Raw genomic sequence first — 23716 nt, forward strand, 5'->3', positions numbered from 1 at the left:
GCGCATGCAAGCACGGTGCCGGCCGGTCCGGGAGGCCCTCGTGCGCGGGGTCAGGACGGGTCGCCGACCACCCTGTCGCGGCCCTGGCGCTTGGCCAGGTACAGGTGCCCGTCGGCCCGGCCCAGGAGGTCGGCCGGCGCTGCGGGGGAGCTGCCGGAGGTGCCGGCCGAGCCGATGCTGACCGTCACGGGGAGGTCGCCGAGCAGCTCGTGCCACGGGTGCGCGGCGACGGTCGCGCGCAGGTCCTCCAGCCGTCCGGCGGCGGCCCGCGGAGCGGCCCCGACCTGCACGAGGAGGAACTCCTCGCCCCCCATGCGGGCGGCGAACGAGCCGTTCCCCGACGAGCCGGCCTCCTCCAGGAGCTCCGCGACCGCCCGGAGCACCTGGTCGCCGGCCTCGTGGGAGCGGGTGTCGTTGACGGTCTTGAAGTGGTCGAGGTCGAGCAGTGCCACGGTCACCGGCACGGAGCCCGCGGCGGCGCGCTCGAGCAGGCGCGGGAGCTGGTCGTCGACGTAGCGGCGGTTGTAGAGCCCGGTCAGCGGATCGCGCAGCGAGAGCTCGCGGTAGCGGCGGGTCTGCCGTCGCGCCTCGGTGGTCTCGTACATCGCCTGCAGCGCGCGGGCCCGGGCGTCACGCTCGGCGGACTGCAGGTCCATGAGCTCGTCGGTGTAGAGCCGGTGCTCCTCGTAGGCCAGCCGGAAGTCGCCGGCGGCGGCGTGCAGCTCGGCCTGCTCGCGCCGCGCCCGGACGCGGATCGAGGTCAGCCCGTGCCGCTCGCACCGGCGCACGCACTCGTCCAGGGTCGCCTGCGCCTCGTCCAGCGAGCCGCGGCGGCGCCGCACCTCGGCCAGGGTGAGCAGGAAGTCCGCGCCGGCGTCCCCGTCGAGGGTGCGGTCGAGCACCTCGGGCGCCGTCCCGGGCAGCAACGCCTCCTCGGCGTCCTCGAGCCGGCCGAGCTCCACGAGCGCCCGGCCCACGGTGTCCAGCCGCCCCACGCTCATCGGCACGTCGTGGCGGGCGGCCAGCTCCTGCAGCTGCGTGCTCCAGACCAGCGCTTCCTCGTACGCGCCGACGACGGTCTCGCAGTAGGCACGGTTGTTGAGCACCAGCAGCTGGCGGTCGACGTCGCCCAGCTCCTCGGCCAGCGCCAGGACCGTGTCGTAGCGGTCGCGGGCGGCGACGTCGCCGCCGAGGCCCAGGCAGTCGGCCAGGCGGGCCAGGTGGTCGATGCGGGTCTCGGGCAGGACGTCGTCGCCGAGCAGGTCCACCGCGCGCACGGCGTGCTCCAGGGCCAGCGAGAGATCGCCGAGCTCCTGGAAGACCGACGCCAGCACGAAGGAGCTGCGCGCGAGCAGGTGCCGCGCGTCGTGCTCGGTGGCCCAGCGCTGGATCTCCTGGGCGCGGCGGCCGGCCTCCGCGACGTCGCCCCGCCGGCGGAGCAGGTCGGCGCGCACCAGGCGGGCGCGCTGGGCGAGCTCCGCTGCGCCGAGCGCCTCGGCCGCGTCGACGGCGCGCGACGCCCGCTCGTCGACGTCGGCACGGTCGAACCGGGAGAGGTTCTCCAGCTCGCCGACGGACAGCGACAGCTCCAGGACGCCGGGCACGGGCGCGGGCACCGCGTCGCGGCAGCCCTCACCCCCGTTGCGCAGGTCCACGGTGCTGGTCACAGCAGTCCATCGGCGCGATGTCGTTGCAGCTTGAGACCTTCTCCGACGTGATCTGGCCCGCAGCGAACAGGGGCCGAGCCGGCCGGCGGTCCTCCCCGGCCGGTGGTGCGGTCGTGGGGGCCTGTTTGACTCGGCCCATGCACCTGGGCATCGACAGCTTCGTCTCGGCGGTCACCGACCCCTCGACCGGCCGGGTGGTCGGCCCGGCCGAGCGGATGGAGCACCTGCTCGAGGAGATCGAGCTCGCCGACCGGGTGGGCCTCTACTCGTTCGGCATCGGCGAGCACCACCGCAGCGAGTACTACGACTCCGCCCCGCCGGTGATCCTCGCGGCCGCGGCGGCGCGGACCTCCCGCATCCGGCTGGGCAGCGCGGTCGCCGTCCTGAGCGCGGCGGACCCGGTGCGGGTGTTCCAGCAGTTCGCGACCCTGGACCTGATCTCGAAGGGCCGCATCGACCTCGTCGTCGGCCGCGGGTCGTTCACCGAGGCCTTCCCGCTGTTCGGGCTCAGCCTGCGCGACTACGACGAGCTGTTCGCGGAGAAGCTCGACCTGCTGCTGCGCATCCGGGAGTCCGAGCACGTCACCTGGTCCGGGCGGCACCGCCCGCCGCTGACCGGGCAGGGCGTCTACCCGCGGCCGGTGCAGGACCCGCTGCCGATCTGGGTGGGGGTCGGCGGGACGCCGGAGTCCTTCGTCCGCGCCGGGCTGCTGGGTCTGCCGCTCATGGTGGCGATCATCGGTGGCCAGCCGCGCCAGTTCGGTCCGCTGGTCGACCTGTACCGCCGGGCCGGCGAGCAGGCCGGGCACCCGCGGGAGCGGCTGCAGGTCGGGCTGCACGTGTTCGGGTTCGTCGCCGAGAGCACGCAGGCCGCCGCCGACACGATCTACCCCGGCTGGCACGAGATGTTCGAGAAGGTCTCGCGCGAGCGCGGTTTCGCCCCGCCGTCGCGTGCCCAGTTCGACGCGACCAGCGGCCCCGACGGCGCCTTCTTCATGGGCGACCCGGAGACGGTGGCCGAGAAGCTGGTGCGGATCGCCGGCCAGCTCGGCGGGGTCGACCGGATCTCGCTGCAGATGACCAACCCGCGGCTGGCCCACGCCGACCTGCTGCGCGGCATCGAGCTGCTGGGCACCGAGGTGGCGCCCCGCGTGCGCGAGGGCTAGCCGAGCATCGCGCGGATCGTGTCGACGGTGTCGGCCTCGGCCGCCGTCTTGTCCGGCCGGTAGCGGAGCACCCGGGCGAAGCGCAGGGCGACACCGCCGGGGTACCGGGTGCTGCGCTGGGCGCCGTCGAGGGCGATCTCCACGACCAGCTCCGGCCGGAGCTGCACGCCCCACTCGGTGTGCTCGGCGGCGTGCTCGGGGAAGGTCCGCGTCTGCCACTCGAGCAGCTCGTCGGTCATCCCCTTGAACGTCTTGCCGACCATCACCGGCGGGCCACCGTCGGGGTCGCGGGCGCCGAGGTGGATGTTCGACAGCTTCCCGGTGCGGCGGCCGTAGCCCCACTCGGCGCCGATGACGACCAGGTCGAGGGTGTGCACCGGCTTGACCTTCTGCCACGCCTTGCCGCGCCGGCCCGCGGCGTAGGGGGCGTCCAGCGCCTTGACCACCACGCCCTCGTGACCGGCGCTCAGGGCGCCGTCGAGCACGCCGGCCGCCTCGTCGGGGCCGGGGGAGCGGACGCCGGGCATGCGCAGGGCCGCGTGCTCGTCGTCGGCGAGCAGCAGGGCGAGGGCGTCGAGCCGGACGTGCAGCGGCTCGTCGAGCAGGTCGCGGCCGTCGAGGTGCAGCAGGTCGAAGAAGAACGGGCTGAGCAGCACCTCGTCCGTCGCCCTGTCGTCCGGGAGACTGCCGAAGCGGCTCATCGTGTCCTGGAACGCGCGCGGCCGGCCGTCGTCGTCCAGGGCCAGTGTCTCGCCGTCCAGGACGGCGGTGGTGCAGGGCAGCGCCCGGACCCGCTCGACCAGCTCCGGGACGCCGTCGGTGACCTCGCGGAGGGTGCGGGTCCAGACGCGCACCTCGTCGCCGTCGCGGTGGACCTGGATGCGGGCGCCGTCGAGCTTGAACTCCACGGTGACGTCGGGGCCGAGGTCGGCGAGCGCCGCGTCCAGGGAGGAGCCGGGGCTGGCCAGCATCGGGCGCACCGGGCGGCCGACCTCCAGTCGGACGGCGCCCAGGGCCTCGACCCCGCCGGCGAGCGCGGCGGCCGCCGTCGCGTCCAGCCGGCCGGAGAGCATGAACGCCCGGCGGACGCTCGCAGCGGGGACGTCGGCCGCCGTCGCGACCGCGTCCAGGACCACTCCCTCCAGTGCCCCCTGCCGCAGCTCACCGCCGATGAGCCGGATCAGGAACTGCTGCTCGTCGGCGGTGGCGGCCGCCAGCAGCGAGGTGAGGACGGCGTCGCGCCGGGCGGCCGACCCCGCGCCGGTGGTGCCGGCGAGCTCGGCGAGGGCGCCGTCGACCGCGGCCACGGTCAGCGACGGGCTGTCCGCGGGGGAGCCGCCCAGCCGGGACAGGGTGCGCCACCCGACGCCGAGCCGGCCCTGCCGGACCTCGCCGGACAGCCACGCGGTGACCGGCCGGACCTCGTCCGGGCCCGCGGCCCGCAGCAACTCCGCGATCGTGCCGGCCTTCGCGGTGCGCGACCGGGTGGCCGCCACGGCAGCGGAGGCGGTGACGACGTCGCTGAGCAGCACGGGGCCATCGTGGCAGTGACCGCGGGCGCAGGTCAGGATGGGCCCATGGCCGACCAACGGAGCTTCGACCTGGCAGTCTTCGGCGCGACCGGTTTCGTCGGGAGGCTGCTCGCCGCCTACCTGGCCGACCACGCCCCCGAGGGCACGCGGATCGCCCTGGCCGGGCGGTCCCGCAGCCGCCTGCTCGAGGCCCGGGCCGCGCTCCCGGCGGCCGCGCGCGAGTGGCCGGTCGTCGAGGCCGACTCCGGGGACCCCGCGTCCCTGGCCGCGCTGGCGGGGCAGACGCGGGTCCTCGCCACCACGGTCGGGCCCTACGCCCGCTACGGCATGCCGGTGGTCGAGGCGTGCGCCGCGGCCGGGACGCACTACGCCGACCTCACCGGTGAGGTGCTGTTCGTCCGCGAGGCGATCGACCGGGTGGACGCCGTCGCGCGGGGGACCGGCGCGCGCATCGTGCACGCCTGCGGCTACGACTCGATCCCGTCCGACCTCAGCGCCTACCTGCTCGCCGAGCGGGCCCGGGCGGATGGCGCGGGCGGGCTGTGCGACGTCCGGCTCGTCGCCACCCTCCGCGGCGGGTTCAGCGGCGGCACGATCGACTCGATGCGCGCCCAGGTCGAGGCGCTGCAGGAGGACCCGTCGCTGCGCCGGGTCGCCGGGCACCCTTACGCGCTCAGCCCTGACCGGGCCGCCGAGCCGGACACCCGGCAGCCGCGCGACGCCGTCCCGCCCGCCCGCACGGACGACGGCCGGTGGACCGCGCCGTTCGTGATGGCGCCGTTCAACACCCGGATCGTCCGGCGCAGCAACGCGCTGCAGGACTGGGCGTACGGCCGCGGGTTCAGCTACGGCGAGGTGATGGGGGTCGGCCGGGGCCCGGTCGGCGCCGTCACCGCCGCCGGGCTCACCGCAGGGCTGGCCGGCACGCTGGCCGCGATGAGCTTCGGGCCCACCCGCGCCGTGCTCGACCGCGTGCTGCCGGCGCCGGGGACCGGGCCCAGCGAGGAGGTCCGGCGGAAGGGCTGGTTCCGGATGACGGTGGACGCCACGACGGAGAGCGGCCGCCGCTACCGCGCCGTCGCCGGCGGGCAGGGCGACCCCGGATACGCCGCGACCGCGGTGATGCTGGGCGAGGCCGGCCTCGCCCTGGCGCTCGACGGCGACCGGCTGCCCGGCCGCGCCGGTTCCCTCACGCCGGCGACGGCGATGGGCGCCGTCCTGGTCGAGCGGCTGCGGGCGGCCGGCCACACCTACGAGGTGAGCGAGCGCTGACTGTGTCCGTGTGACACGCGTAACCCATCGGCGAGTCGGCCGTTGTGCTGTCCAACAGTCCCCGGCCCCGATGGAGAAGCCCGTGCGCCGACTCGCCGCCTGCGTCCTCGCCGTCCTCGCGTTCCTGCTGTTCGGCGCACCGTCGCCGGCCGGTGCGCACTCGCCCATCCGGTACGTGGCGCTGGGGGACTCCTACAGCGCGGCGTCCGGCGTGCTGCCGCCCGACCCGACGGCGCCGCCGCAGTGCCTGCGCTCGACGAGCAACTACCCGCACGTCATCGCCGCGGCGACCGGCGCGCAGCTGACCGACGTCACCTGCGGCGGGGCGGACACCGGTGACTACGTCGCGGAGCAGTACCCGGGGGTCGCCCCGCAGCTCGACGCGCTGGCGCCGGACACCCAGCTGGTCACGATGACCATCGGCGGCAACGACAGCGGGGTGTTCATCAACTCGATCGTCCAGTGCGGCGCCGCCGGCCTGTCGACGCTCGGCCAGGGCAGCCCGTGCAAGGACCGGTACGGGTCGTCGTTCGAGGACACCATCCGCAACGTCACCTACCCGTCCCTGGTGACGACGCTGCGCGCGGTGCGGGCCGAGGCGCCGCGGGCGCGGGTCGCGATCCTCGGCTACCCGTGGATCATGCCGCGCACCGGCGGGTGCTTCGACCGGATGCCGGTCGCCGAGGGCGACGTCCCGTACCTGCGCAGCCTTCAGGCGACGCTCAACGACGCCGTCCGGCGCGCGGCCGCCGCGACCGGCGTGACCTACGTGGACATGAACCGGGTGTCGGAAGGACATGACGCCTGCGCCCCGATCGGCGTCCGGTGGATCGAGCCGGTGCTGCAGGGCACCAACCCGGTCATCGTGCACCCGAACGCGCTGGGCGAGCAGGAGATGGCCGCGCAGGCGATGAGCGTGCTGCGGCTGCGCTGAGACGGCGGGGCACCGGCGCGCGGGGCGCCGGTGCCCCGCTCTGCCGTCCCCCCGATGATGACGGCGTGGACCGGATCGGTGTCGTCGGTGCCGGCATCGTCGGCCTGGCGGTGGCCCGGCGGCTCGCGGAGCTCCGGCCCGGTGCCCGCATCACCGTGGTGGACAAGGAGGACGACGTCGCCGTCCACCAGACGGGCCGCAACAGCGGCGTGGTGCACGCGGGCCTGTACTACGCGCCCGGCTCGCTGAAGGCCCGGCTCTGCACGCGCGGGCGCGCCCTGCTGCAGGAGTTCTGCGCCGAGCACGGGCTGGCGTACGAGGAGGTCGGCAAGCTCGTCGTCGCCCGGAGCGAGGCCGAGCTGCCCGGGCTGGACGAGATCGGGCGGCGCGCCACGGAGAACGGGGTGCCCGGGCTGCGCCGGCTCTCCGGTGCCGAGCTGCGTGAGGTCGAGCCGGAGGCGGTGGGCGCGGCCGCGCTGCACTCGCCGCGCACCGCGATCGTCGACTTCGCGGCCGTCGCGCGGGCGATCGCCGGGGAGCTGCGGTCCGGCGGCCACGACGTCCGGCTGGGTTTCGAGGTGACCGGTGTCCGTCGCGATCCGCTCGGGGGAGTGGTGGTCTCGTCGGGCAGCGAGGAGGTCACGGTCGACCGGCTCGTCGTGTGCGCCGGCCTGCAGACCGACCGGGTGTCGCTGCTGGCCGGTGACGACGCCGAGCCGGCGATCGTGCCCTTCCGCGGCGAGTACCACCGGCTCGTCCCGGAGCGCACCGGCCTGGTCCGCGGGCTGATCTACCCGGTGCCCGACCCGCGCCTCCCGTTCCTCGGCGTGCACTTCGCCCGCCGGGTGGACGGCAGCGTCGACATCGTTCCCAACGCCGTGCCGGCCGCGGCGCGCGAGGGCTACGGCTGGGGCACGGTGCGGTTGCGCGACGTCTGGGAGACCGCGACCTGGCCGGGGGTGCGCCCGCTGCTCCGGAGGTACTGGCGGACCGAGCTGGCGGAGATCCGGGCGTCCCTGTCGACGCGGCGGTACCTCGCCGCGGCGCGGGAGTTCGTGCCCGCCCTCCGGGACGACGACGTGGTGCGGGCCCCCGCCGGGGTGCGCGCCCAGGCGGTCGACCGCGACGGCACGCTGGTCGACGACTTCCGCATCCACCGGGTCGGGCCGGTGGTGACCGTGCGGAACGCCCCCTCGCCCGCGGCGACCTCGGCGCTGGCGATCGCGGAGCACGTGGCCGATCAGGTGCTGGACCCACGCACCGGGTGACCTCGGGATTCACAGCCGGAGGCGGGGGCTGCTCACAGGTCCACCACAGGCACGGTCCCCAATCTGAGCCGGATCGGCCGGGACAGCCCGGCCCGGACCGAGGAGTGCACGTGCGGAAGAAGCTGATCCTCGCCACGACGGCCGGAGTGCTGACCCTGGGTGGTGGCCTGGCGTTCGCGGTACCGGCGCTGGCGGACGACGAGACGGCGACGACCCGGGAGGACCGCATCCGCGACGCGCTGGCCGACCTCGTGGAGGACGGGTCGATCACCGCCGAGCAGGCGGACGAGGTCGCCTCGACGCTGGCCGACGTGGCCGTGGGTGGTCCCGGCGGCGGTCACGGCGGTCCCGGCGGCGGGTTCCGGCCGGGCCTCTCGGCTGCGGCGACGGCGCTCGGGATGACCGAGGACGAGCTGCGCGAGGCGCTGCGGGCCGACGACACCTCGCTGGCCGACGTCGCGCAGGCGCAGGGCGTCGAGGTCGGCGTGCTGGTGGACGCCCTCGTCACCGAGGCGCAGGAGCGGATCGCGCAGGCGGTCGAGGACGGCGACCTCACCCAGGAGGAGGCCGACGAGCGGCTCGCCGACCTCGAGGCGCGCATCACCGAGCGCGTCAACAGCGACGACCCGGGCCACCACGGACCGGGTGGCCCCGGTGGCCCCGGTGGCCCCGGTGGCCGCGGCCACCGCGACGCGGAGGACTGACCGCTCCAGCGGCAGCACGACCGAGCGGCGTCGACCCCACGGGCGGCGCCGTTCCGTCGTCCTCAGCTCCGCAGGGGTGTGCTGACGACGATCTCGCTGTCGTCGGGGCGGAAGGTGCGGCATCTCCCGTCGGGTCCTCGCTCGACGCGGAACCCGTGGTGGACCCATGCGCGAGTGCCGCCCGCACAGGAGGGCCGCGTTCTCCCGCGACGTCTCGCCGCCGGCGATCCAGTGGACCAGGTGGTGGACGTCGCACCAGTGCCTCGGGGCGCCGCAGCCGGCGACGACGCAGGCCTGGTCGCGGAGTTCGACGGCCTTGCTCAGGTGCGGCGGGACCACCCGCTCGGTGCGGCCCAGGTTCAGCGGTGCCCCGTCCCCGTCGGTCAGCACCGGGGTGATCGATCCACCTCCAGGACTCGAACGCCTGCACGAGGACCAGGGGCGTCGAGCCACGGTCAGCGTCGCGAACCCCCGCTCAGGGCCCTCTGCACAGCTGCCGTCGGCCGCTCGACAGGGGCGTTCGGGGTGCCGCTCGCCGAGCGATCCGCCAGGCTGTGCCGGCACCCGCCCACGAACGAGGAGACCCATGCCCGAGGTCCTGATCCCCGGCGGCGCGAGCGCGCCCGAGCTGCGCGCCCACCTCGCCGTCCCGCCGGTGGGGGAGGGCCCGTGGCCGGGCGTGGTCGTGGTGCACGAGGCGTTCGGGCTCAACGACGACACCCGCGACCAGGCCGACCGCCTCGCTGCGGCCGGCTACCTGGCGGTGGCGCCGGACCTGTTCACCGCCGGTGGCGCCGTGCGCTGCCTCCGCTCGACCTTCGCCACGATGCTGCGCGGCAACGGGCCGGCCTTCGGCGACCTCGAGGCCACCCGGTCGTGGCTGACCGACCGCACCGACTGCACCGGGCGCATCGGCGTCGTGGGCTTCTGCATGGGCGGTGGGTTCGCGCTGCTCGCCGCGACCCGCGGCTTCGACGCGGCGGCGCCCAACTACGGCCTCGTGCCGCGCAAGGCCGAGGAGGTGCTGCGCGGCGCCTGCCCGGTGGTCGCCAGCTACGGCCGCAAGGACCTCGCCCTGCGCGGAGCGGCCGGCCGCCTCCGGGGCGCCCTCGACGCCCTCGACGTCCCGAACGACGTCGTGGAGTACCCCGGCGCCGGGCACTCGTTCATGAACCGGCACAACAGCGGACCGTTCGGCGTCCTGGAACGCGTCGCCGGCTTCAGCTACCACGAGCCCTCGGCGCAGGACGCCTGGGCGCGCATCCTGCGCTTCTTCGGCGAGCACCTCCAGCCGGCGGCCACGACCTGAACGCGGACGCCTCGCGGCGGCAGGATGGCGGCATGGACTTCGAGTCGGGACTGGAACCGGACATGCAGCCGGACCTCGACCAGTTCCTGCTGGCCCGCATCGCCGAGGACAAGCGCATCGCCACCGATGCCGCGGCCGGCGGGGACGAGTGGGGCGAGGGCTCCGAGCACGTCCGCCGGCACGACCCCGCGCGCGTGCTCGCGGAGTGCACCGCCAAACGGCGGCTCGTGCTGGCCTGCCGCGACGCCCGGCCGGACCGGGCGTTCCTCGGCGCGCGCCCGGAGGGTCTGGCCGACTTCCCGCTGACCCCGGCGGACCAGCACCAGCTGGCTGCCCTGACCCTGGCGCTGCTCGCCCTGCCCTACGCCGACCACCCGGAGTACCGCCCGGAGTGGCGCCCCTGAACCGGTTCGGCACCCCGTCCCCCGAACAGCCGCTCGACGTCCGCTGCCCGCCGCAGCTCCACCGGCCGGCCGGCCCGCCCGGCTGCCTCGAGGTGGTCCTGCAGCAGCTCGACCGCCCGGGTGGACAGCGAGGTGACCGAACCGGCGTCGATGCCGTCGACCCGCGCCGGTTCCAGGCCGTAGCGCCGCTGGAAGGAGTCCACCGCGGCCGCGTCCACCTCCCCGGCCAGGACCAGCATCCGGCCGCCCGCGGTGTTGAGCAGGCGGACGATGCCGCGGGCGGGCGTCGGCGAGGTCACTCCCGCAGTGTCCCGCCGTCCGCGCCGTGCCGCCGCCCGTGTCGGACCCGTGGGTGACACTGCAGCGGTGAACCGGCTCGTCCTCGTGCGCCGCGGCGAGGGCGGGGTCGAGGCCCGGGAGTGCGCCGACGACGGCACCCCCGAGGGCACCACCCGCCTGCCCGCCGCCGACCTGCCGGCCTTCGTGCGCGACCGGGAGCGCGAGCCGGTGCGCTGGGTCTGGGACGACACGACGCGCTGGTACCCGGCGCTGCTCGGGGCCGGCGTCCGCGTCGAGCGCTGCACCGACCTGCGGCTCACCCACGCGGTCCTGCGGCGGTCCCCGTTCGTGGACCAGGAACTCCTGGCCACCGCCGACACCGCGGGCTGGGACTCCCTCGCCCCGGTCACGGCCACCGACGAGGCGCTGTTCCCGCTGGCGGACCCGGCCGACCGGCTGGACGTGCTCCTCGAGCACGAGCGCCAGCTCTCCGCGCTCGCGGCCTCGCCCGAGCGCGGCCGGCTCGGGCTCCTCGTGGCGGCCGAGTCCTCGGGTGCCCTGGTCGCGGCGGAGATGACCCACGCCGGTCTGCCGTGGCGGGCCGACGTGCACGACCGGCTGCTCACCGACCTGCTGGGCCCCCGGCCGGGAGGCGGGGGCCGCCCCGCGGTGCTCGAGCGCCTGGCCGGCGAGGTCCGCGCCGCACTGGACGACCCCGGCCTCAACCCGGACTCGCCCGTCGAGCTGGTCCGCTCGCTGCAGCGGGCCGGGCTGCCGGTCGCCGACACCCGCTCCTGGACCCTCGAGCAGGTCGACCACCCCGTCGTCGCGCCGCTGCTGGAGTACAAGAAGCTCTCGCGGCTGCTGCAGGCCAACGGCTGGAACTGGCTGGACACCTGGGTGCGGGACGGCCGCTTCCGGTCCTGGTTCCTGCCCGGCGGCGTGGTCACGGGCCGGTGGGCCGCCACCGGCGGAGGTGCCCTGTCGGTCCCGCTCCAGGTCCGCCCGGCCGCGATCGCCGACGACGGGTGGCGGTTCGTCGTCGCCGACGTCGCCCAGCTGGAGCCGCGGGTCCTCGCCGCGATGAGCGGCGACACCGCGATGGCCGAGGCCGCCCGGGCCAGGGACCTCTACGAGGGGATGGTCGCGAGCGGGGCGGTGGCCAGCCGGGCCGACGCGAAGCTCGGCATGCTCGGCGCCATGTACGGCGGCACTCGCGGGGAGAGCGGCCGCATGATGCCGCGCCTGACCCGCCGGTACCCCCGCGCGATCGGCCTGGTCGAGGAGGCGGCGCGGGCGGGGGAGCGCGGCGAGGTCGTGCACACGCTGCTGGGCCGGGGGTCGCCCCGGCCGGGGGCCTCTGCCGGGAACCCCGACGAGCCCGGCGAGCCGCCCGGGGCCGCCGAACCCGCCGCCGACCGGGACCGGCGGCGCCGCGCCTGGGGCCGCTTCACCCGCAACTTCGTGGTCCAGGGCACCGGCGCGGAGTGGGCGCTGTGCTGGCTGGCCGACCTGCGCAACCGGCTGTGGCGGCTCGGCGGCGAGGGCGCGCTCGAGCAGCGGCCACACCTGGTCTTCTTCCTGCACGACGAGGTCGTGGTCCACGCGCCCGGGCACCTGGCCGACGCGGTCGCCGACGAGGTGCGCGCCAGCGCGGCCGAGGCCGGCCGGCTCCTGTTCGGCGGGTTCCCGGTGGACTTCCCCCTCGACGTGGCCGTCGTCAGCTCTTGGGCGGACGCGGGCTGACCGGTCCGGAACTGGGGGTGTCGACGTGCGCGCGCTGGGCACAGGCATCCCATGCGAGCGATGGTCTACCGCGGCCCGTACAAGGTGCGCGTGGAGGAGAAGGACGTCCCGGCGATCGAGCACCCCAACGACGCGATCGTCCGGGTGACGCTGGCGGCGATCTGCGGCTCCGACCTGCACCTCTACCACGGGCTGATGCCGGACACCCGCGTCGGCCACACCTTCGGCCACGAGTTCATCGGCGTCGTGGAGAAGGTCGGCTCGTCGGTGCAGAACCTGCAGGTCGGCGACCGGGTGATGGTGCCGTTCAACATCTTCTGCGGCTCGTGCTGGTTCTGCGCCCGCGGCCTGTACTCCAACTGCCACAACGTGAACCCGAACGCGACGGCCGTCGGCGGCATCTACGGCTACTCGCACACCACCGGCGGCTACGACGGCGGCCAGTCCCAGTACGTGCGGGTGCCCTTCGCCGACGTCGGTCCCGTTCCGATCCCCGACTGGATGCACGACGAGGACGCCGTCCTGCTCACCGACGCCGCTGCCACCGGCTACTTCGGCGCGCAGCTCGGCGACATCGCCGAGGGCGACACGGTCGTCGTCCTCGGTGCCGGCCCGGTCGGGCTGATCGCGGCGCAGTCGGCCTGGCTGATGGGCGCCGGCCGGGTGATGGTCGTCGACCAGCTGGAGGAACGGCTGGAGAAGGCGCGGACGATGGCCCACGCCGAGACGTTCAACTACACCGAGTACGACGACATCGTCGTCGAGATGAAGAAGCAGACCGACCACCTGGGCGCCGACGTCGTCATCGAGGCCGTCGGCGCCGAGGCCGACGGCAGCCTCCTGCAGCACGTCACCGGGACGAAGCTGAAGCTGCAGGGCGGGTCGCCGATCGCGCTCAACTGGGCCATCGACTCCGTGCGCAAGGGCGGGACGGTCGGCGTTGTCGGTGCCTACGGGCCGGTGCCGAACGCGGTGAAGTTCGGCGACGCCCTGAACAAGGGGCTCACCCTGAACATGAACCAGACGCCGGTGAAGCGCCAGTGGCCCCGCATGTTCGAGCACGTGCGCAACGGCTACCTCACGCCCCGGGAGATGGTGACCCACCGGTTCCCGCTGGAGGACATCGCCGAGGCCTACCACGTGTTCTCCGCCAAGCTCGACGGCTGCATCAAGCCGCTGATCCTGCCCAGCGCGGCCTGAGAGGAGCCCCCGTGCCCGACGCCAAGGACATCCCCAGCGCGTACGTCAAGGACAAGAGGACCTCCACGCCGAGCCGCGAGGAGCTCCGCGCCCGCATCCCCGGCTGGGGCGTCGACCTCGACCCCGCCGACCGGCCCTCCAGCCGCCGGCTGAACTACGCCCCCGACACGACCGGGGCGCACTGGGACTTCCCCGACCGGCAGCCGGAGCGGTGGCCGCGGGAGCGCTCGATCGAGCACGCCTTCGTGACGCCGGTGTTCGGGACCGGCCAGCCGCCCAAGGGGCTGTCCGGCGCCATCCGGAAGTTCTCCTACGCCCGGTACAGCGAGGCGCGGGTCGGGCACTGGCTGCTGCTCATCCTCGCCGACCGGGTCGACGCCTGGGAGGAGCACCTGCGCTCCTTCACCACGACCCGCCCGGACAACCCGTTCACCGAGACCGGGATCAAGGGCGAGTTCACCCACTCCGGCCTGCGCTCCCGCAGGGGCCGGGCCGACGCCCGCCACCAGTTGCTCGACCCGGTGGTCGTCGGCGGTCCGTGGCTGGCCGCCGCGTGGGTGACCACCTGGGGCGTCCGCCGACTGGTCCGCGCCGGCCGGCGCTGAACGCCCCACCGACGAGAGGAGCACCGTGATGTCGCACCCGGCCGGAGAGACCGACCCCGACGACCGGTCGGGCCGCCGCGACGGGATCGACCCGCGCCGCGGGCGGAGGCTCGTCCTCAGCACCGCCGTTGCGGCGATCCTGGTCGTGGCCGCCGTGTTCCTGTTGCTCTACCAGTGCGGCAGCAGCGCCGACGACGTCGAGGGCAGCGCCCTGCGGGCGGCCGCCGGGGCGGCCGGCCTCCTCCGCTCCGGAGGCTGAGGTTCAGGTCCCGCAGAAGGTGCGGTACGCGCCGAAGTCCTGGGGGGCCGGGGCCGCGTAGCGCTCGAGCCCCGGCCGCTCGTCGTACGGGCCGGTCACCGCGTCGAGCAGCCGGTCGAGCGGGTCGAGATCACCTGCGGTCGCCGCGTCGAGGGCCTCCTCGACGAGGTGGTTGCGGGGGATGTAGACCGGGTTGACCCGGTCCATCGCGTCGGCGTCGGGGCCCAGCTCCCGCCAGCGCGCCGTCCACGCGTCGAAGCCCGCGAGGTCGAGGAACAGCAGCCGCGCGGGCTCGGCGTCGCCCCGGGCGGCCGAGGCGAGCGCCCGGTAGAACGACGTCGAGTCGACGTGGTCGCGGGCGAGCAGGGACAGCAGGTCGTCGACGAGGGGGCCGGCCACCGCCGGGTCGAGGTCCTCCGGCAGACCGAGCTTGGCGCGCATCCCGGCCGACCAGGTGGCGTTGTACCGCGGACGGAAACCGCCCAGCGCCTCGACGGCCACCGGGATCGCCTTGTCCTGGTCCTCGTCGAGCAGCGGCAGCAGCGCCTCGGCCAGCCGGGCCAGGTTCCACTCGGCGACGACCGGCTGGTTGCCGTACGCGTAGCGGCCGCTGTGGTCGATCGAGCTGTACACCGTGGCCGGGTCGAAGGCGTCCATGAACGCGCACGGCCCGTAGTCGATGGTCTCGCCGGAGATCGTCATGTTGTCGGTGTTCATGACGCCGTGGACGAACCCGACGAGCATCCAGCGCGCCACCAGGTCGGCCTGCGCGGCGACGACGGCCTCGAAGAACGCGAGGTAGGGGAGCCCGGCGTCCGCCGCTCCGCCTCCACCCGACCCGGCCCAGTGCCGGGCGATCGCGTGGTCGGCCAGGCGGCGCAGCAGGTCGACGTCCCCGGTGGCCCGGGCGTACTGGAAGCTGCCCACCCGCAGGTGGCTGGCCGCGACACGGGCCAGGACGGCGCCGGGGAGCAGCGTCTCCCGGTGCACGTGGCGCCCGGTCCCGACGACGGCCAGCGAGCGCGTCGTGGGGATGCCGAGGGCGTGCATCGCCTCGCTGACGACGTACTCGCGCAGCATCGGCCCGACGGCGGCCAGGCCGTCCCCTCCGCGCGCGAACGGCGTCCGGCCCGAGCCCTTAAGGTGCAGGTCGCGACGGCTGCCGTCGGCGGCCACGAACTCGCCGAGCAGCAGGGCGCGCCCGTCGCCCAACCGCGGGGTGTAGCCGCCGAACTGGTGCCCGGCGTAGGCCTGGGCCACCGGGTGGGCGCCGGCCGGGACCGCGTCGCCGACCAGGAAGCGGAGGCCGTCCGGGGACCGCAGCTCGGCCGGGTCCAGCCCCAGCTCGGTGGCCAGCGGCTCGTTGAGCACCAGGAGCCGGGGGTCGGGGGCCGTCTCGGCCTGCCAGTCGAGCGCGAGCTCGGGGAGGTCGCGGGCGAAGCTGTCGTCGAGGGTGACGCTGGGCGCCGGCGCGATGCTCACCCCGTCCAGGGTACGAGCGACCGCGCCGGCCCGTTCAGCGTTCGCCGGCGCCGACGGCTGCCGTCTCCCGCTCGGCAGGGGCGGGCGCCGCCTTCTCCAGCGCGGCCCCCTCCACGTCGAGCACGGGCAGCCAGCGCAGCCAGCGCGGCAGCCACCAGGCCCGCTCGCCCAGCAGCGCGAGCGCCGCCGGCACCAGGACCATCCGCACGACGAAGGCGTCGAACAGGATGCCCGCGGCGAGGGCGAACGCGATCGACTTGATGGTCGCCTCACCGGCCGGCACGAAGCCGGCGAACACCGAGAACATGATCAGCGCGGCCGCGACCACGACCGGGGCCGCCTGCCGGAACCCGGTGCGGATCGCCTCGAGCGGAGCGGCGCCGTGGCTGTGCGCCTCGTGCATCCGGGACACCAGGAAGATCTGGTAGTCCATCGCCAGCCCGAAGAGGATGCCGATGACCAGGATCGGCGTGAGGCTGATCAGCGGCCCGGTGGTGTCCAGGTTGACCACGTCGGCCAGCCAGCCCCACTGGAACACCGCCACGGTGGCCCCGAGCGAGGCGCCGATCGTGAGCACGAACCCGAGCACGCCGACCAGCGGGACGAGGATCGAGCGGAAGACCAGCACGAGCAGCACCAGGGCCAGCCCCACGACCAGCAGCAGGTAGACCGGCAGCGCCTCGTCGAGGCTCTGCGCGACGTCGACGCTCACCGCGGTGGCGCCGGTGACCGCGGCGTCGACGCCGTCCAGGGTGGCGAGCTCGGCGCGCAGGTCGGCCACCAGCTGCTCGGTGGCCGGATCGGTCGGCCCCGACTGCGGGATGACGGTGAGCAGCGCCGCGGTGTCGTCGGCGTTGGGGATCGGCGGCGTGACCACCGCGACGTCGTCGAGCTCTGCGATCGCCGGGCTCTCGCCGGCGGCCGCCGCCGAGGCGCCGTCGCCCTCGAACAGGATGGTGATCGGCCCGTTGAAGCCCTCGCCGAAGCCGTCGGCCAGCAGCTGCTCCGCGCGCGCCTGCGTGCTGTCGGTCGGCGGGATCTGCACCAGCGTGGTCTGCATGGAGAAGAACGGGACGGCGATCGTCGCGAGTGCGGCCACGGCCAGCACCAGCGACAGCACGCGCTGCCGGGTCACGGTGGTGGCCCAGCCGACCAGGAAGCCGCGACCACCCGTCGGGACGGCGGACTCCGCGGTCGCCGCAGCGGCGGCGGTGCGCTGCTTCTTCGGCAGGGCGCGGTAGCCGAGCCAGCCCAGGACGGCGGGCACGAGGGTCAGCGCGACGAGCACGGCGACGACGATGGTCGCCGCCGCGGCGATGCCCATCTGGGTCAGGAACGGAATGCCGACGACGAACAGGCCGACGAGGGCGATGACCACGGTGAGGCCCGCGGTGACCACGGCGGAGCCGGCCGTCCCGACGGCGGTCGCGACGGCGGTCGGCACGTCGGAGCCGTGCCGGAGCTCCTGCCGGTACCGCGTGACGATGAACAGCGTGTAGTCGATGCCCACGGCGAGGCCGAGCATGGCGGCCAGGGTCGGGGTGGTCGACGACAGGTCGATGAACCCGGTCGCGATGGTGACGCCGAGGACGCCGATGCCGACGCCGACCAGCGCGGTCAGGAGGTTCATCCCGGCGATCGCCAGGGCGCCGTAGGTCACGGCCAGGACGACCAGGGCGATGACGACGCCGATCGCCTCGGCCGGGCCGCCGACGTGCGGCGCCTGCTGGGTGGCCTCGCCGGCCGCCTCGACGGTGAACCCGCCGTCACGCGCGGCGTCGATCGTGTCGAGCAGGGCGTCCTGCTGGGCGGGCGTCACCTCACCCGGGGCCGCGTCGTAGGTCAGCGTGCTGTAGGCCGTCGTCTGGTCCCGGTTCACCGAGGGTGCGGCCGGGTCCAGCGGGTTCGTCGCCGACACGACACCGGGGAGCTCCTGCAGCTCGGCCACGAGGTCACCCAGCGCGGCGGCGTTCTCCGGTGTCGTCAGCGTCTGGCCGTCGGGAGCCACGACGACCACGCGTGCCGTGGCGCCCTCGCCACCGCCGCCGCCGAACTCCTCGCCGATGCGGTCCAGCGCGGTGGTGGACTCCTGGCCGGGGATGGAGAAGGAGCTCGAGGTCTCGCCGGACAGGGTGACCGCGCCGACGCCGCCGCCGACGAGGACGAGCAGCCAGACGAGGACCACCGGGAGGCGGTGCCGGTGCGAGAACGCACCGAGCCGGGACAGCAGAACAGCCATGGGTCAGGCCTCCACCTGATCGGGAACGGGAAGAGCGGCGCCGGGGCCCGGGTGACGGGTCGTGTGGTGGCCGAGCGCGTCGAAGCAGGTGGCGACGATGTAGGGCCGCCACGCGCTCGTCTGGTCCTGGGCGTGGGCGGCGAGGGTGAGCACCGCCAGCGCGGTCAGCGAGCCCACGACGCGGATGGCGCGCTCGGACGGCGGCGCGTCGGGGTCGACCCCGAAGGCCAGCAACGCCGCTGCGCCGGCGGCGTCCAGCTCGGCGACCGCCGGCTCCTGCTCGCCCTGGGTCAGCGGTGCCAGGAGCATCGCGACGAGCCCGGGGTGGGCGAGCGCCACGTCGACGAGGAATTCGAGGACGTGCCGGTCGCGGGCGGGACCGGCCGGCAGGTCGTCCACCTGGTCGACCACCCGCCGCCCGAGGGCCTCGGCCTGACCGAGGACCGCCTGGTGCAGCGCCTCCTTGCTGGGGAAGTGGTGCAGCAGGCCGGCCTTGGAGAGGCCGACGGCGTCGGCGAGGTCCTGCACGGAGGTCTTGGCGAAGCCGCGTCGCGCGAACAGCGCGGCCGCGGAATCGAGGATGCTGTCCTCGATCTGGTCGCGGAACGGTCGGGCCACGGCGACCACCGTACGGGGCTACCGACCGATCTGGTCGGTAGCCCGACCGAAGTGGTCGGTAATGTTCCTCACACGGTCAGCGAGCGAGGAAGCCCAGTACCCGCTCGGTGAGGAGCTCCGTGGCGGCCGCGTCGTAGGACGGCAGCGAGCTGTCGGCGAAGTAGTGCTGGTCGCCCGGGTAGAGGAACAGCTCCCCGTCGCCGGCCTCCTCGACCAGCTCCCGCGCGGCGTCGACGTCGCCCTCGCCCACGAAGATCGGGTCGGCGTCCATGCCGTGGATCTGCACCGGCACGCCGGCCGGCCAGCTGCCGAACTCCGACGGGGGGAGGCACGAGTAGAAGAACAGCGCCCCACGCGCGCCGGCCCGCGTCTGGGCCAGCCGCTGCGCCGGCACGACCCCGAGCGAGAACCCGGCGTAGACCAGCTCCGCCGGCAGCCCCTCGACAGCCCGGACGCCCCGCTCCGCCACCTCGCCGAAGCCGAGCTCCCGCACGTGCGCCATCCCGTCGTCGAGGGTCGCGAACGTGCGGCCCTCGAACAGGTCGGGCACGTGCACGGTGTGCCCGGCCGCCCGCAGCTCGTCGGCGAACGCCGCGATCCCGGGGGTGAGTCCCTGCGCGTGGTGGAACAGCACGACCTCGGCCATCGACGGCCTCCTCCCTCGTGGACTGGTGTCGCGGGCACTCTAGGGACGGGGTCAGACATCCCCGTACTGCTCGCCGAGGAGCCGGCGGAGCGCGCCGAGGTCCGGGGGCGGGCTCCCTCGCCACCAGGCCAGCCGGACGGGGACCGGCGGCGCGTCCCGCACCGGCCGGTACACCACACCGGGACGCCGGTGCTGCGCGGCGGTGGCCTCGGCCGAGATGCCCACCGCCTGCCCCGCGGCGACGACGGTGAGCCAGTCCTCGATGCCGCGGACCGCGCGCGTCCCCGCAGGCGCCGCGGCCGGCGGCCACAACTGCTCGCTCGTCGTCCCCGTGCGGTCGTCGACGGCGATCGTGCGCCCGGCGAAGTCGGCGAGGACCAGGCTGCGGCGCCGGGCCAGCGGGTCGTCGGCGGCGAGGGCCGCCCAGCGGCGCTCGTGCCCGAGCAGGGCGGTCTCCACCCGGTCGTCGTCCACCGGGCGGCGCAGCACGCTGGCGTCGGCGAGCCCCTCCGTCAGGCCGGCCGTCGGGGTGTTGGACTGCACCAGGACGAGCGTCGACCCCGGGTGCTCCTCGGCCCAGCGCCGCTGCACGGCGGCGGTGTGCCGGCCCAGGGCCGACCAGGCGTAGCCGATCCGCACCTCGCCGCGCGCCTGGTCCGCCGCGCGCCGGATCGCCGCCACCTCCTCGACCACCCGGCGGGCGTGCCCGACGACGCGGGCGCCGACCGCGGTCAGCGACACCTCCCGGGTGGTGCGGTGGAGCACCCGCGCGCCCAGCGCGCGCTCGAGCGCCGCCACGGTCCGGGAGACCGACGCCTGCGACACCCCGAGGACGTCGGCGGCGCCGGTGAAGGTGCCCGCGTCGACGACCGCGAGCAGCGCGCGCAGCTGGCGGACCTCCGGATCCATTCGCGAACCGTATCGCCGGGTGCGTGTCGGGCATTTCCCTCGTGCCCACGGCGTGCTGATACTCCGACGAGTGCAGACCGAGGCCGCCCCCGCGCAGCACCCGTCCGCCCTCCGCGGCGTGGCGATCATGCTGGGCGGCGCCTCCAGCAGCCAGGTCGGCGCCGCCGTCGGCGCGCACGCCTTCGGCGCCGTCGGCCCGGCCGGTGTGGTCGGGGTCCGGCAGGTCGTGGCCGCGGCGGTGCTCATGCCGGTCGCGCGTCCGCCCCTGCGGCGCATGACCTGGTCCCAGTGGTGGCCGGCGCTGCTGCTGGCCGTCGTCTTCGGCTGCATGAACCTCGCGCTCTACACGGCGATCGACCGGCTGGGCCTCGGTCTGGCCGTCACGCTGGAGTTCCTCGGGCCGCTCGCCGTGGCGCTCGCCGCCTCGCGCTCCCGGCGCGACCTGCTCCTGGCCGCGGCAGCGGCGGCCGGCGTCTACGTCCTCGTGCTCCCCGGCCCCTCCAGCGACTGGGTGGGCATCGGCATCGGCGCGCTCGGGGGCGCGAGCTGGGCGGCCTACATCGTGCTCAACCGGGTGGCCGGCGCGCGGCTGCCGGGCCTGCAGGCGCCGGCTCTCGCGGCACTGCTGTGCGCCGTGGCCTACCTGCCGGTCGTCGTCCTGCTCGCCGTCGCCGGCCGGTTCACCTGGGCGGCGCTGGGCTTCGCCGTCGTCGCCGGGCTGCTCTCGTCGGTCGTGCCGTACGCGGCCGACCTCACCGCGCTGCGTTTCGTGCCGACGCGCTCCTTCGGGGTGTTCATGAGCGTCCACCCGGTCCTCGCGGCCCTGGTCGGCACGGTCCTGCTGGGCCAGCACCTGGCGGCGCACGAGTGGAGCGGCATCGCGGTGGTCGTGCTGACCAACGCCCTGGCCGTCGCCGGGTCGCCCGCCCGCGCCGACGAGATGCCGGGGACCTCGGGGACGGGAACGATGACCGTCCCCGACCCGGACGGAGCGGACCTGTGCACCTGCGCAACGGCGCCCACGGCTACGGGGTCGTCACCAAGGCGCTCCACTGGCTGACCGTCGCGGCGATCGCGGCCCAGTTCGGGGTGGGCCTGGCGATGGACCTCGACGACGTCACCGACCGGGCCGAGGACCGCCTCGGCGCCGAGGAGGAGCGCCTCGAGGAGGGGGCCGAGGGGCGCGGCGAGGCCGCGGAGGAGCAGGCGGAGGCGGAGATCGAGCGTCGCGAGGACGCCCTCGACGCCCGTGCGGACGACGCGGCCGGCGACGTCGTCACCGACGTCGTGGGCGGGGACGCCGTCGCCGACGGCCTCTCGCTGCCCGAGCTGCACGTCGTGCTGGGGCTGTCGATCGTCGCGCTCGGCGTCGTGCGGCTCCTCTGGCGTCGCGCCACGCCGCTGCCGCCCTGGGCCGAGCACCTCAGCGCGGGGGAGCGGCGCCTGGAGGGCGGGCTCGAGAAGGTGCTGCTGGGTTCGCTGCTGGTCGTCCCTGCGACCGGCCTCCTCCTCGTGGCGGCCGGCGACGACTGGCTGCCCCTGCACGTCACCGCCCAGCTGGTCTTCCTCGCGGCGATCGCCGGCCACGTCGGCCTGGTGCTCCGGCACACCGTCCTCCGGCGGGACCGGCACCTCGCCCGCATGCTCTGACCCCGGCACCACCGCCAAATCCCCTTGCTCCCGGAGCCCGGGCGCGCGACCCTCGGACCGCCGAACGGATCCCCCGGTCCGGCGAGGTGTGCCCGCGGGCACGGTGACCAGGCGGCGGCGGATGGACACAGTCGAGGCCGAGCAGCCCGGCGACGTCCGGCCCGGTACGCGGTGGCTGCTGGTCGCGTTCACCGTGCTCACCCTGCTCGCCGTGTTCCAGCTCCTGCTGCTGGCCGACGTCGCCGACCGGTACTGGGCCTGGACGATCCGGACGGAGCTGACCGCCGCCTTCCTGGGCGCCGCCTACGGCGGGGGGTTCGTGCTCGCGGTCGTCGCCCTGCGGCAGCGGGAGTGGAGCCGGATCCGGCTGCCGGTGATCACCGTCGCCGCCTTCACCTGGCTGACGGCGGTCGCGACGCTGATCCACCTGCACCGGCTGCACCTGCTGGACGGCGGTCCGATCGCCCGGGTGGTGGCCTGGGTGTGGCTGGCGGTCTACCTCGTCGTGCCGATCGCCTGCCTGCTCGTCGTCGTGGCGCAGGAACGGCGGCGGGTCCGGGTGCCGGTGCTGCGGCCGCTGCCGGACGGGCTGACCGTGGCCCTCGCCGTCGAGGGGGCGGTGTTCTTCGCCGCGGGTGTGCTGCTGTTCGCCGGCGGGATGACCGTGCACCACGACGAGCCGCGCAGCGCCGCGGCGTTCTGGCCCTGGGAGCTGACCCCGCTCAGCGCCCAGGTCATCGGCGCGTGGCTGATCGCGCTCGGTGTCGCCGCGGCGCTGGCGCTGGTCCAGGGCGACGTGGGCCGGCAGCTGGTGGCGGCGACGACCTACACCGCGTTCGGCCTCTTCGAGTTCGTCGCCGTGGCCTGGTACTGGCCGCAGCTGAACCGGCACGACGCCTGGCTGTGGGTGTACCTCACCTTCCTCGCCGCCGTCGTCCTCACCGGGGCGCTCGGCGTCCGGGCGGCCCGGCGCGGGGCCGCCGCGGGAGCAGCCGGCCCCTCCTCGGCTGCGCGGACGACGACCACGACGAGCGGTCGCCCGGCCGCCTGAGCCGCGGCGCATCCCGGCGGGACCCCGGCGCCTCCTGACAGCGAGGCGCCGGCTCGGGACCGGGGCCGTCGTGGATCGGGGTCCCCGGTGGACGGCATCTGGGCGTTCGTCGCGATGACCGTGCTGCTGTCGGTCTCCCCGGGGCCGGACGACGTCCTGGTCCTCCGGGCGGCCCTGCGCGGCGGAGCCCGGCTGGGTCTGGCCACCACGGCCGGCGTCGCGGTGGGCACGCTCGCCTGGGGCGTGGCGGCTGCGGTGGGCCTGGCGGCGGTGGTGGGGCGGTCGGCGCCCGTCCACGACGCGCTGAGCCTGGCCGGCGCGGGCTACCTCGTCCTCCTGGGCGTCGTGCCGCTGGTGGCGGAGCTGCGCGGACGAGCGGCACCCGTCCCCGTACCCCCGCGCTGCTCACGGGGAGGGGCCGGACGGGCGTTCGCCGCCGGTCTCGCCAGCGACCTGCTCAGCCCGAAGATCGGGGTGTTCTACCTCGCCGTCGTGCCGCAGTTCGTGCCGGACGGCGCCTCGACCCTGCAGTGGTCGCTGCTGCTGTGCGCCCTCGACGTCGCCGTGGCGGTGGGGTGGCTGACCGGGTTGTCGTGGCTGGCGCACGCCGCGGTGGCCTGGCTGGAGCGACCGGCCGTCGTGCGGTGGACCCAGCGGGCCTTCAGCGCGTCGCTGATCGGCATCGGCTCGGCCTCGGTGGTCGGCCTCTGAGCGCATCCTTGTGGCCCAGGTCACGCCGCCCCTAGTCTGCCGCTGACCACGGGGCGTCACTCCTG

At 75.3% G+C, this 23716-nt stretch carries 23 protein-coding genes; 15 read left to right on the top strand and 8 right to left on the bottom strand.

Going from position 1 to position 23716, the window contains the following annotated elements; genetic code table 11:
• Positions 1-50 precede the first annotated feature (50 nt).
• Positions 51-1667, bottom strand: coding sequence for a tetratricopeptide repeat-containing diguanylate cyclase (locus tag DCS98_RS11785; RefSeq protein ID WP_241037727.1), 1617 nt, complete (start codon positions 1665-1667; stop codon positions 51-53).
• 137 nt (positions 1668-1804) lie between these two features.
• Between DCS98_RS11785 and DCS98_RS11790 the strand changes: the two genes are divergently transcribed.
• Complete coding sequence (locus tag DCS98_RS11790) at positions 1805-2833, top strand: LLM class flavin-dependent oxidoreductase (protein ID WP_116451587.1); 1029 nt, start codon at positions 1805-1807, stop codon at positions 2831-2833.
• On the opposite strand, the gene DCS98_RS11795 is transcribed toward DCS98_RS11790, so the two are convergent.
• A complete protein-coding gene (locus tag DCS98_RS11795; RefSeq protein ID WP_116451588.1) occupies positions 2830-4365 on the bottom strand; it encodes an ATP-dependent DNA ligase in 1536 nt (511 codons plus the stop codon). The two genes, DCS98_RS11790 and DCS98_RS11795, sit on opposite strands and share 4 nt — an antisense overlap.
• Before the next feature lie 45 nt (positions 4366-4410).
• Here DCS98_RS11795 and DCS98_RS11800 point away from each other — a divergent pair, with 45 nt between their 5' ends.
• From DCS98_RS11800 to DCS98_RS11825, 6 genes are all read left to right on the top strand, one after another.
• Complete coding sequence (locus DCS98_RS11800; RefSeq protein ID WP_116451589.1) at positions 4411-5637, top strand: saccharopine dehydrogenase family protein; 1227 nt, start codon at positions 4411-4413, stop codon at positions 5635-5637.
• A gap of 82 nt (positions 5638-5719) precedes the next feature.
• Positions 5720-6571, top strand: a complete 852-nt coding sequence (locus DCS98_RS11805; RefSeq protein ID WP_206340213.1) for an SGNH/GDSL hydrolase family protein — start codon at positions 5720-5722, stop codon at positions 6569-6571.
• Positions 6572-6636: 65 nt separating this feature from the next.
• Positions 6637-7839: an L-2-hydroxyglutarate oxidase gene (gene lhgO, locus DCS98_RS11810; RefSeq protein WP_116451591.1), complete on the top strand. Its 1203-nt coding sequence runs from the start codon at positions 6637-6639 to the stop codon at positions 7837-7839.
• Positions 7840-7949: 110 nt separating this feature from the next.
• Positions 7950-8543 carry a hypothetical protein gene (locus tag DCS98_RS11815; RefSeq protein ID WP_116451592.1) on the top strand — a complete coding sequence of 198 codons (594 nt, stop codon included), beginning with the start codon at positions 7950-7952 and terminating at the stop codon, positions 8541-8543.
• A 586-nt stretch (positions 8544-9129) separates the two neighbouring features.
• A complete protein-coding gene (locus DCS98_RS11820; protein ID WP_116451593.1) occupies positions 9130-9852 on the top strand; it encodes a dienelactone hydrolase family protein in 723 nt (240 codons plus the stop codon).
• Positions 9853-9884: 32 nt separating this feature from the next.
• The gene (locus DCS98_RS11825) at positions 9885-10256 is read left to right on the top strand and encodes a DUF6221 family protein (RefSeq protein ID WP_116451594.1); all 372 of its coding nucleotides are present in this window, start codon (positions 9885-9887) and stop codon (positions 10254-10256) included.
• On the opposite strand, the gene DCS98_RS11830 is transcribed toward DCS98_RS11825, so the two are convergent.
• Entirely contained in the window at positions 10214-10555 is a 342-nt protein-coding gene (locus DCS98_RS11830; protein WP_206340214.1) for a hypothetical protein, read from the bottom strand. The genes DCS98_RS11825 and DCS98_RS11830 overlap by 43 nt on opposite strands.
• A gap of 67 nt (positions 10556-10622) precedes the next feature.
• Here DCS98_RS11830 and DCS98_RS11835 point away from each other — a divergent pair, with 67 nt between their 5' ends.
• The 4 genes from DCS98_RS11835 to DCS98_RS11850 are packed head-to-tail and all read left to right on the top strand — an operon-like array spanning position 10623 to position 14345.
• Positions 10623-12281, top strand: coding sequence for a bifunctional 3'-5' exonuclease/DNA polymerase (locus DCS98_RS11835; RefSeq protein ID WP_206340215.1), 1659 nt, complete (start codon positions 10623-10625; stop codon positions 12279-12281).
• A 60-nt stretch (positions 12282-12341) separates the two neighbouring features.
• Positions 12342-13481 (top strand): zinc-dependent alcohol dehydrogenase, encoded by a 1140-nt coding sequence (locus tag DCS98_RS11840; protein WP_241037729.1) that lies wholly within the window; start codon positions 12342-12344, stop codon positions 13479-13481.
• Positions 13482-13492: 11 nt separating this feature from the next.
• A complete protein-coding gene (locus DCS98_RS11845) occupies positions 13493-14086 on the top strand; it encodes a hypothetical protein (protein ID WP_206340216.1) in 594 nt (197 codons plus the stop codon).
• A gap of 28 nt (positions 14087-14114) precedes the next feature.
• Positions 14115-14345 carry a hypothetical protein gene (locus tag DCS98_RS11850; protein ID WP_116451597.1) on the top strand — a complete coding sequence of 77 codons (231 nt, stop codon included), beginning with the start codon at positions 14115-14117 and terminating at the stop codon, positions 14343-14345.
• A 3-nt stretch (positions 14346-14348) separates the two neighbouring features.
• Here the strand turns inward: DCS98_RS11850 and DCS98_RS11855 are convergent, their stop codons facing one another.
• The 5 genes from DCS98_RS11855 to DCS98_RS11875 all read right to left on the bottom strand — a co-directional run bounded on the left by DCS98_RS11855 (position 14349) and on the right by DCS98_RS11875 (position 20239).
• The gene (locus tag DCS98_RS11855) at positions 14349-15827 is read right to left on the bottom strand and encodes a protein adenylyltransferase SelO (protein ID WP_116451598.1); all 1479 of its coding nucleotides are present in this window, start codon (positions 15825-15827) and stop codon (positions 14349-14351) included.
• 34 nt (positions 15828-15861) lie between these two features.
• Positions 15862-18066: an MMPL family transporter gene (locus DCS98_RS11860; protein ID WP_116451599.1), complete on the bottom strand. Its 2205-nt coding sequence runs from the start codon at positions 18064-18066 to the stop codon at positions 15862-15864.
• A gap of 3 nt (positions 18067-18069) precedes the next feature.
• Positions 18070-18684 carry a TetR/AcrR family transcriptional regulator gene (locus tag DCS98_RS11865; protein WP_116451883.1) on the bottom strand — a complete coding sequence of 205 codons (615 nt, stop codon included), beginning with the start codon at positions 18682-18684 and terminating at the stop codon, positions 18070-18072.
• Positions 18685-18760: 76 nt separating this feature from the next.
• Entirely contained in the window at positions 18761-19330 is a 570-nt protein-coding gene (locus DCS98_RS11870) for a dienelactone hydrolase family protein (protein ID WP_116451600.1), read from the bottom strand.
• Positions 19331-19381: 51 nt separating this feature from the next.
• Positions 19382-20239 carry a LysR family transcriptional regulator gene (locus tag DCS98_RS11875; RefSeq protein ID WP_116451601.1) on the bottom strand — a complete coding sequence of 286 codons (858 nt, stop codon included), beginning with the start codon at positions 20237-20239 and terminating at the stop codon, positions 19382-19384.
• A 70-nt stretch (positions 20240-20309) separates the two neighbouring features.
• On the opposite strand from DCS98_RS11875, the gene DCS98_RS11880 reads away from it, so the two are divergent.
• The 4 genes from DCS98_RS11880 to DCS98_RS11895 all read left to right on the top strand — a co-directional run bounded on the left by DCS98_RS11880 (position 20310) and on the right by DCS98_RS11895 (position 23651).
• Positions 20310-21299, top strand: coding sequence for an EamA family transporter (locus DCS98_RS11880; protein WP_206340217.1), 990 nt, complete (start codon positions 20310-20312; stop codon positions 21297-21299).
• The gene (locus tag DCS98_RS11885) at positions 21239-21889 is read left to right on the top strand and encodes a cytochrome b (protein WP_164704527.1); all 651 of its coding nucleotides are present in this window, start codon (positions 21239-21241) and stop codon (positions 21887-21889) included. Before DCS98_RS11880 ends, DCS98_RS11885 begins: the two co-directional genes overlap by 61 nt.
• A gap of 121 nt (positions 21890-22010) precedes the next feature.
• On the top strand, positions 22011-22940 hold the full coding sequence (locus DCS98_RS11890; RefSeq protein WP_116451603.1) for a hypothetical protein: 930 nt from the start codon (positions 22011-22013) through the stop codon (positions 22938-22940).
• Positions 22941-23027: 87 nt separating this feature from the next.
• The gene (locus tag DCS98_RS11895; RefSeq protein WP_206340218.1) at positions 23028-23651 is read left to right on the top strand and encodes a LysE family translocator; all 624 of its coding nucleotides are present in this window, start codon (positions 23028-23030) and stop codon (positions 23649-23651) included.
• The last annotated feature ends 65 nt before the right edge of the window (positions 23652-23716 follow it).

The sequence above is a fragment of the Blastococcus litoris genome, from assembly GCF_003075095.1.
Taxonomy (GTDB): Bacteria; Actinomycetota; Actinomycetes; order Mycobacteriales; family Geodermatophilaceae; genus Blastococcus_B; species Blastococcus_B litoris.

What these genes read in the sequence shown, in the direction of transcription:
- DCS98_RS11820 (WP_116451593.1), top strand. Translation starts at nt 9,130, where the DNA reads ATGCCCGAGGTCCTGATCCCCGGCGGCGCGAGCGCGCCCGAGCTGCGC.
- DCS98_RS11840 (WP_241037729.1), top strand. Translation starts at nt 12,342, where the DNA reads ATGGTCTACCGCGGCCCGTACAAGGTGCGCGTGGAGGAGAAGGACGTC.
- DCS98_RS11790 (WP_116451587.1), top strand. Translation starts at nt 1,805, where the DNA reads ATGCACCTGGGCATCGACAGCTTCGTCTCGGCGGTCACCGACCCCTCG.
- DCS98_RS11870 (WP_116451600.1), bottom strand. Translation starts at nt 19,330, where the DNA reads ATGGCCGAGGTCGTGCTGTTCCACCACGCGCAGGGACTCACCCCCGGG.
- DCS98_RS11890 (WP_116451603.1), top strand. Translation starts at nt 22,011, where the DNA reads ATGGACACAGTCGAGGCCGAGCAGCCCGGCGACGTCCGGCCCGGTACG.
- DCS98_RS11825 (WP_116451594.1), top strand. Translation starts at nt 9,885, where the DNA reads ATGGACTTCGAGTCGGGACTGGAACCGGACATGCAGCCGGACCTCGAC.
- DCS98_RS11800 (WP_116451589.1), top strand. Translation starts at nt 4,411, where the DNA reads ATGGCCGACCAACGGAGCTTCGACCTGGCAGTCTTCGGCGCGACCGGT.
- DCS98_RS11850 (WP_116451597.1), top strand. Translation starts at nt 14,115, where the DNA reads ATGTCGCACCCGGCCGGAGAGACCGACCCCGACGACCGGTCGGGCCGC.
- DCS98_RS11875 (WP_116451601.1), bottom strand. Translation starts at nt 20,239, where the DNA reads ATGGATCCGGAGGTCCGCCAGCTGCGCGCGCTGCTCGCGGTCGTCGAC.
- DCS98_RS11860 (WP_116451599.1), bottom strand. Translation starts at nt 18,066, where the DNA reads ATGGCTGTTCTGCTGTCCCGGCTCGGTGCGTTCTCGCACCGGCACCGC.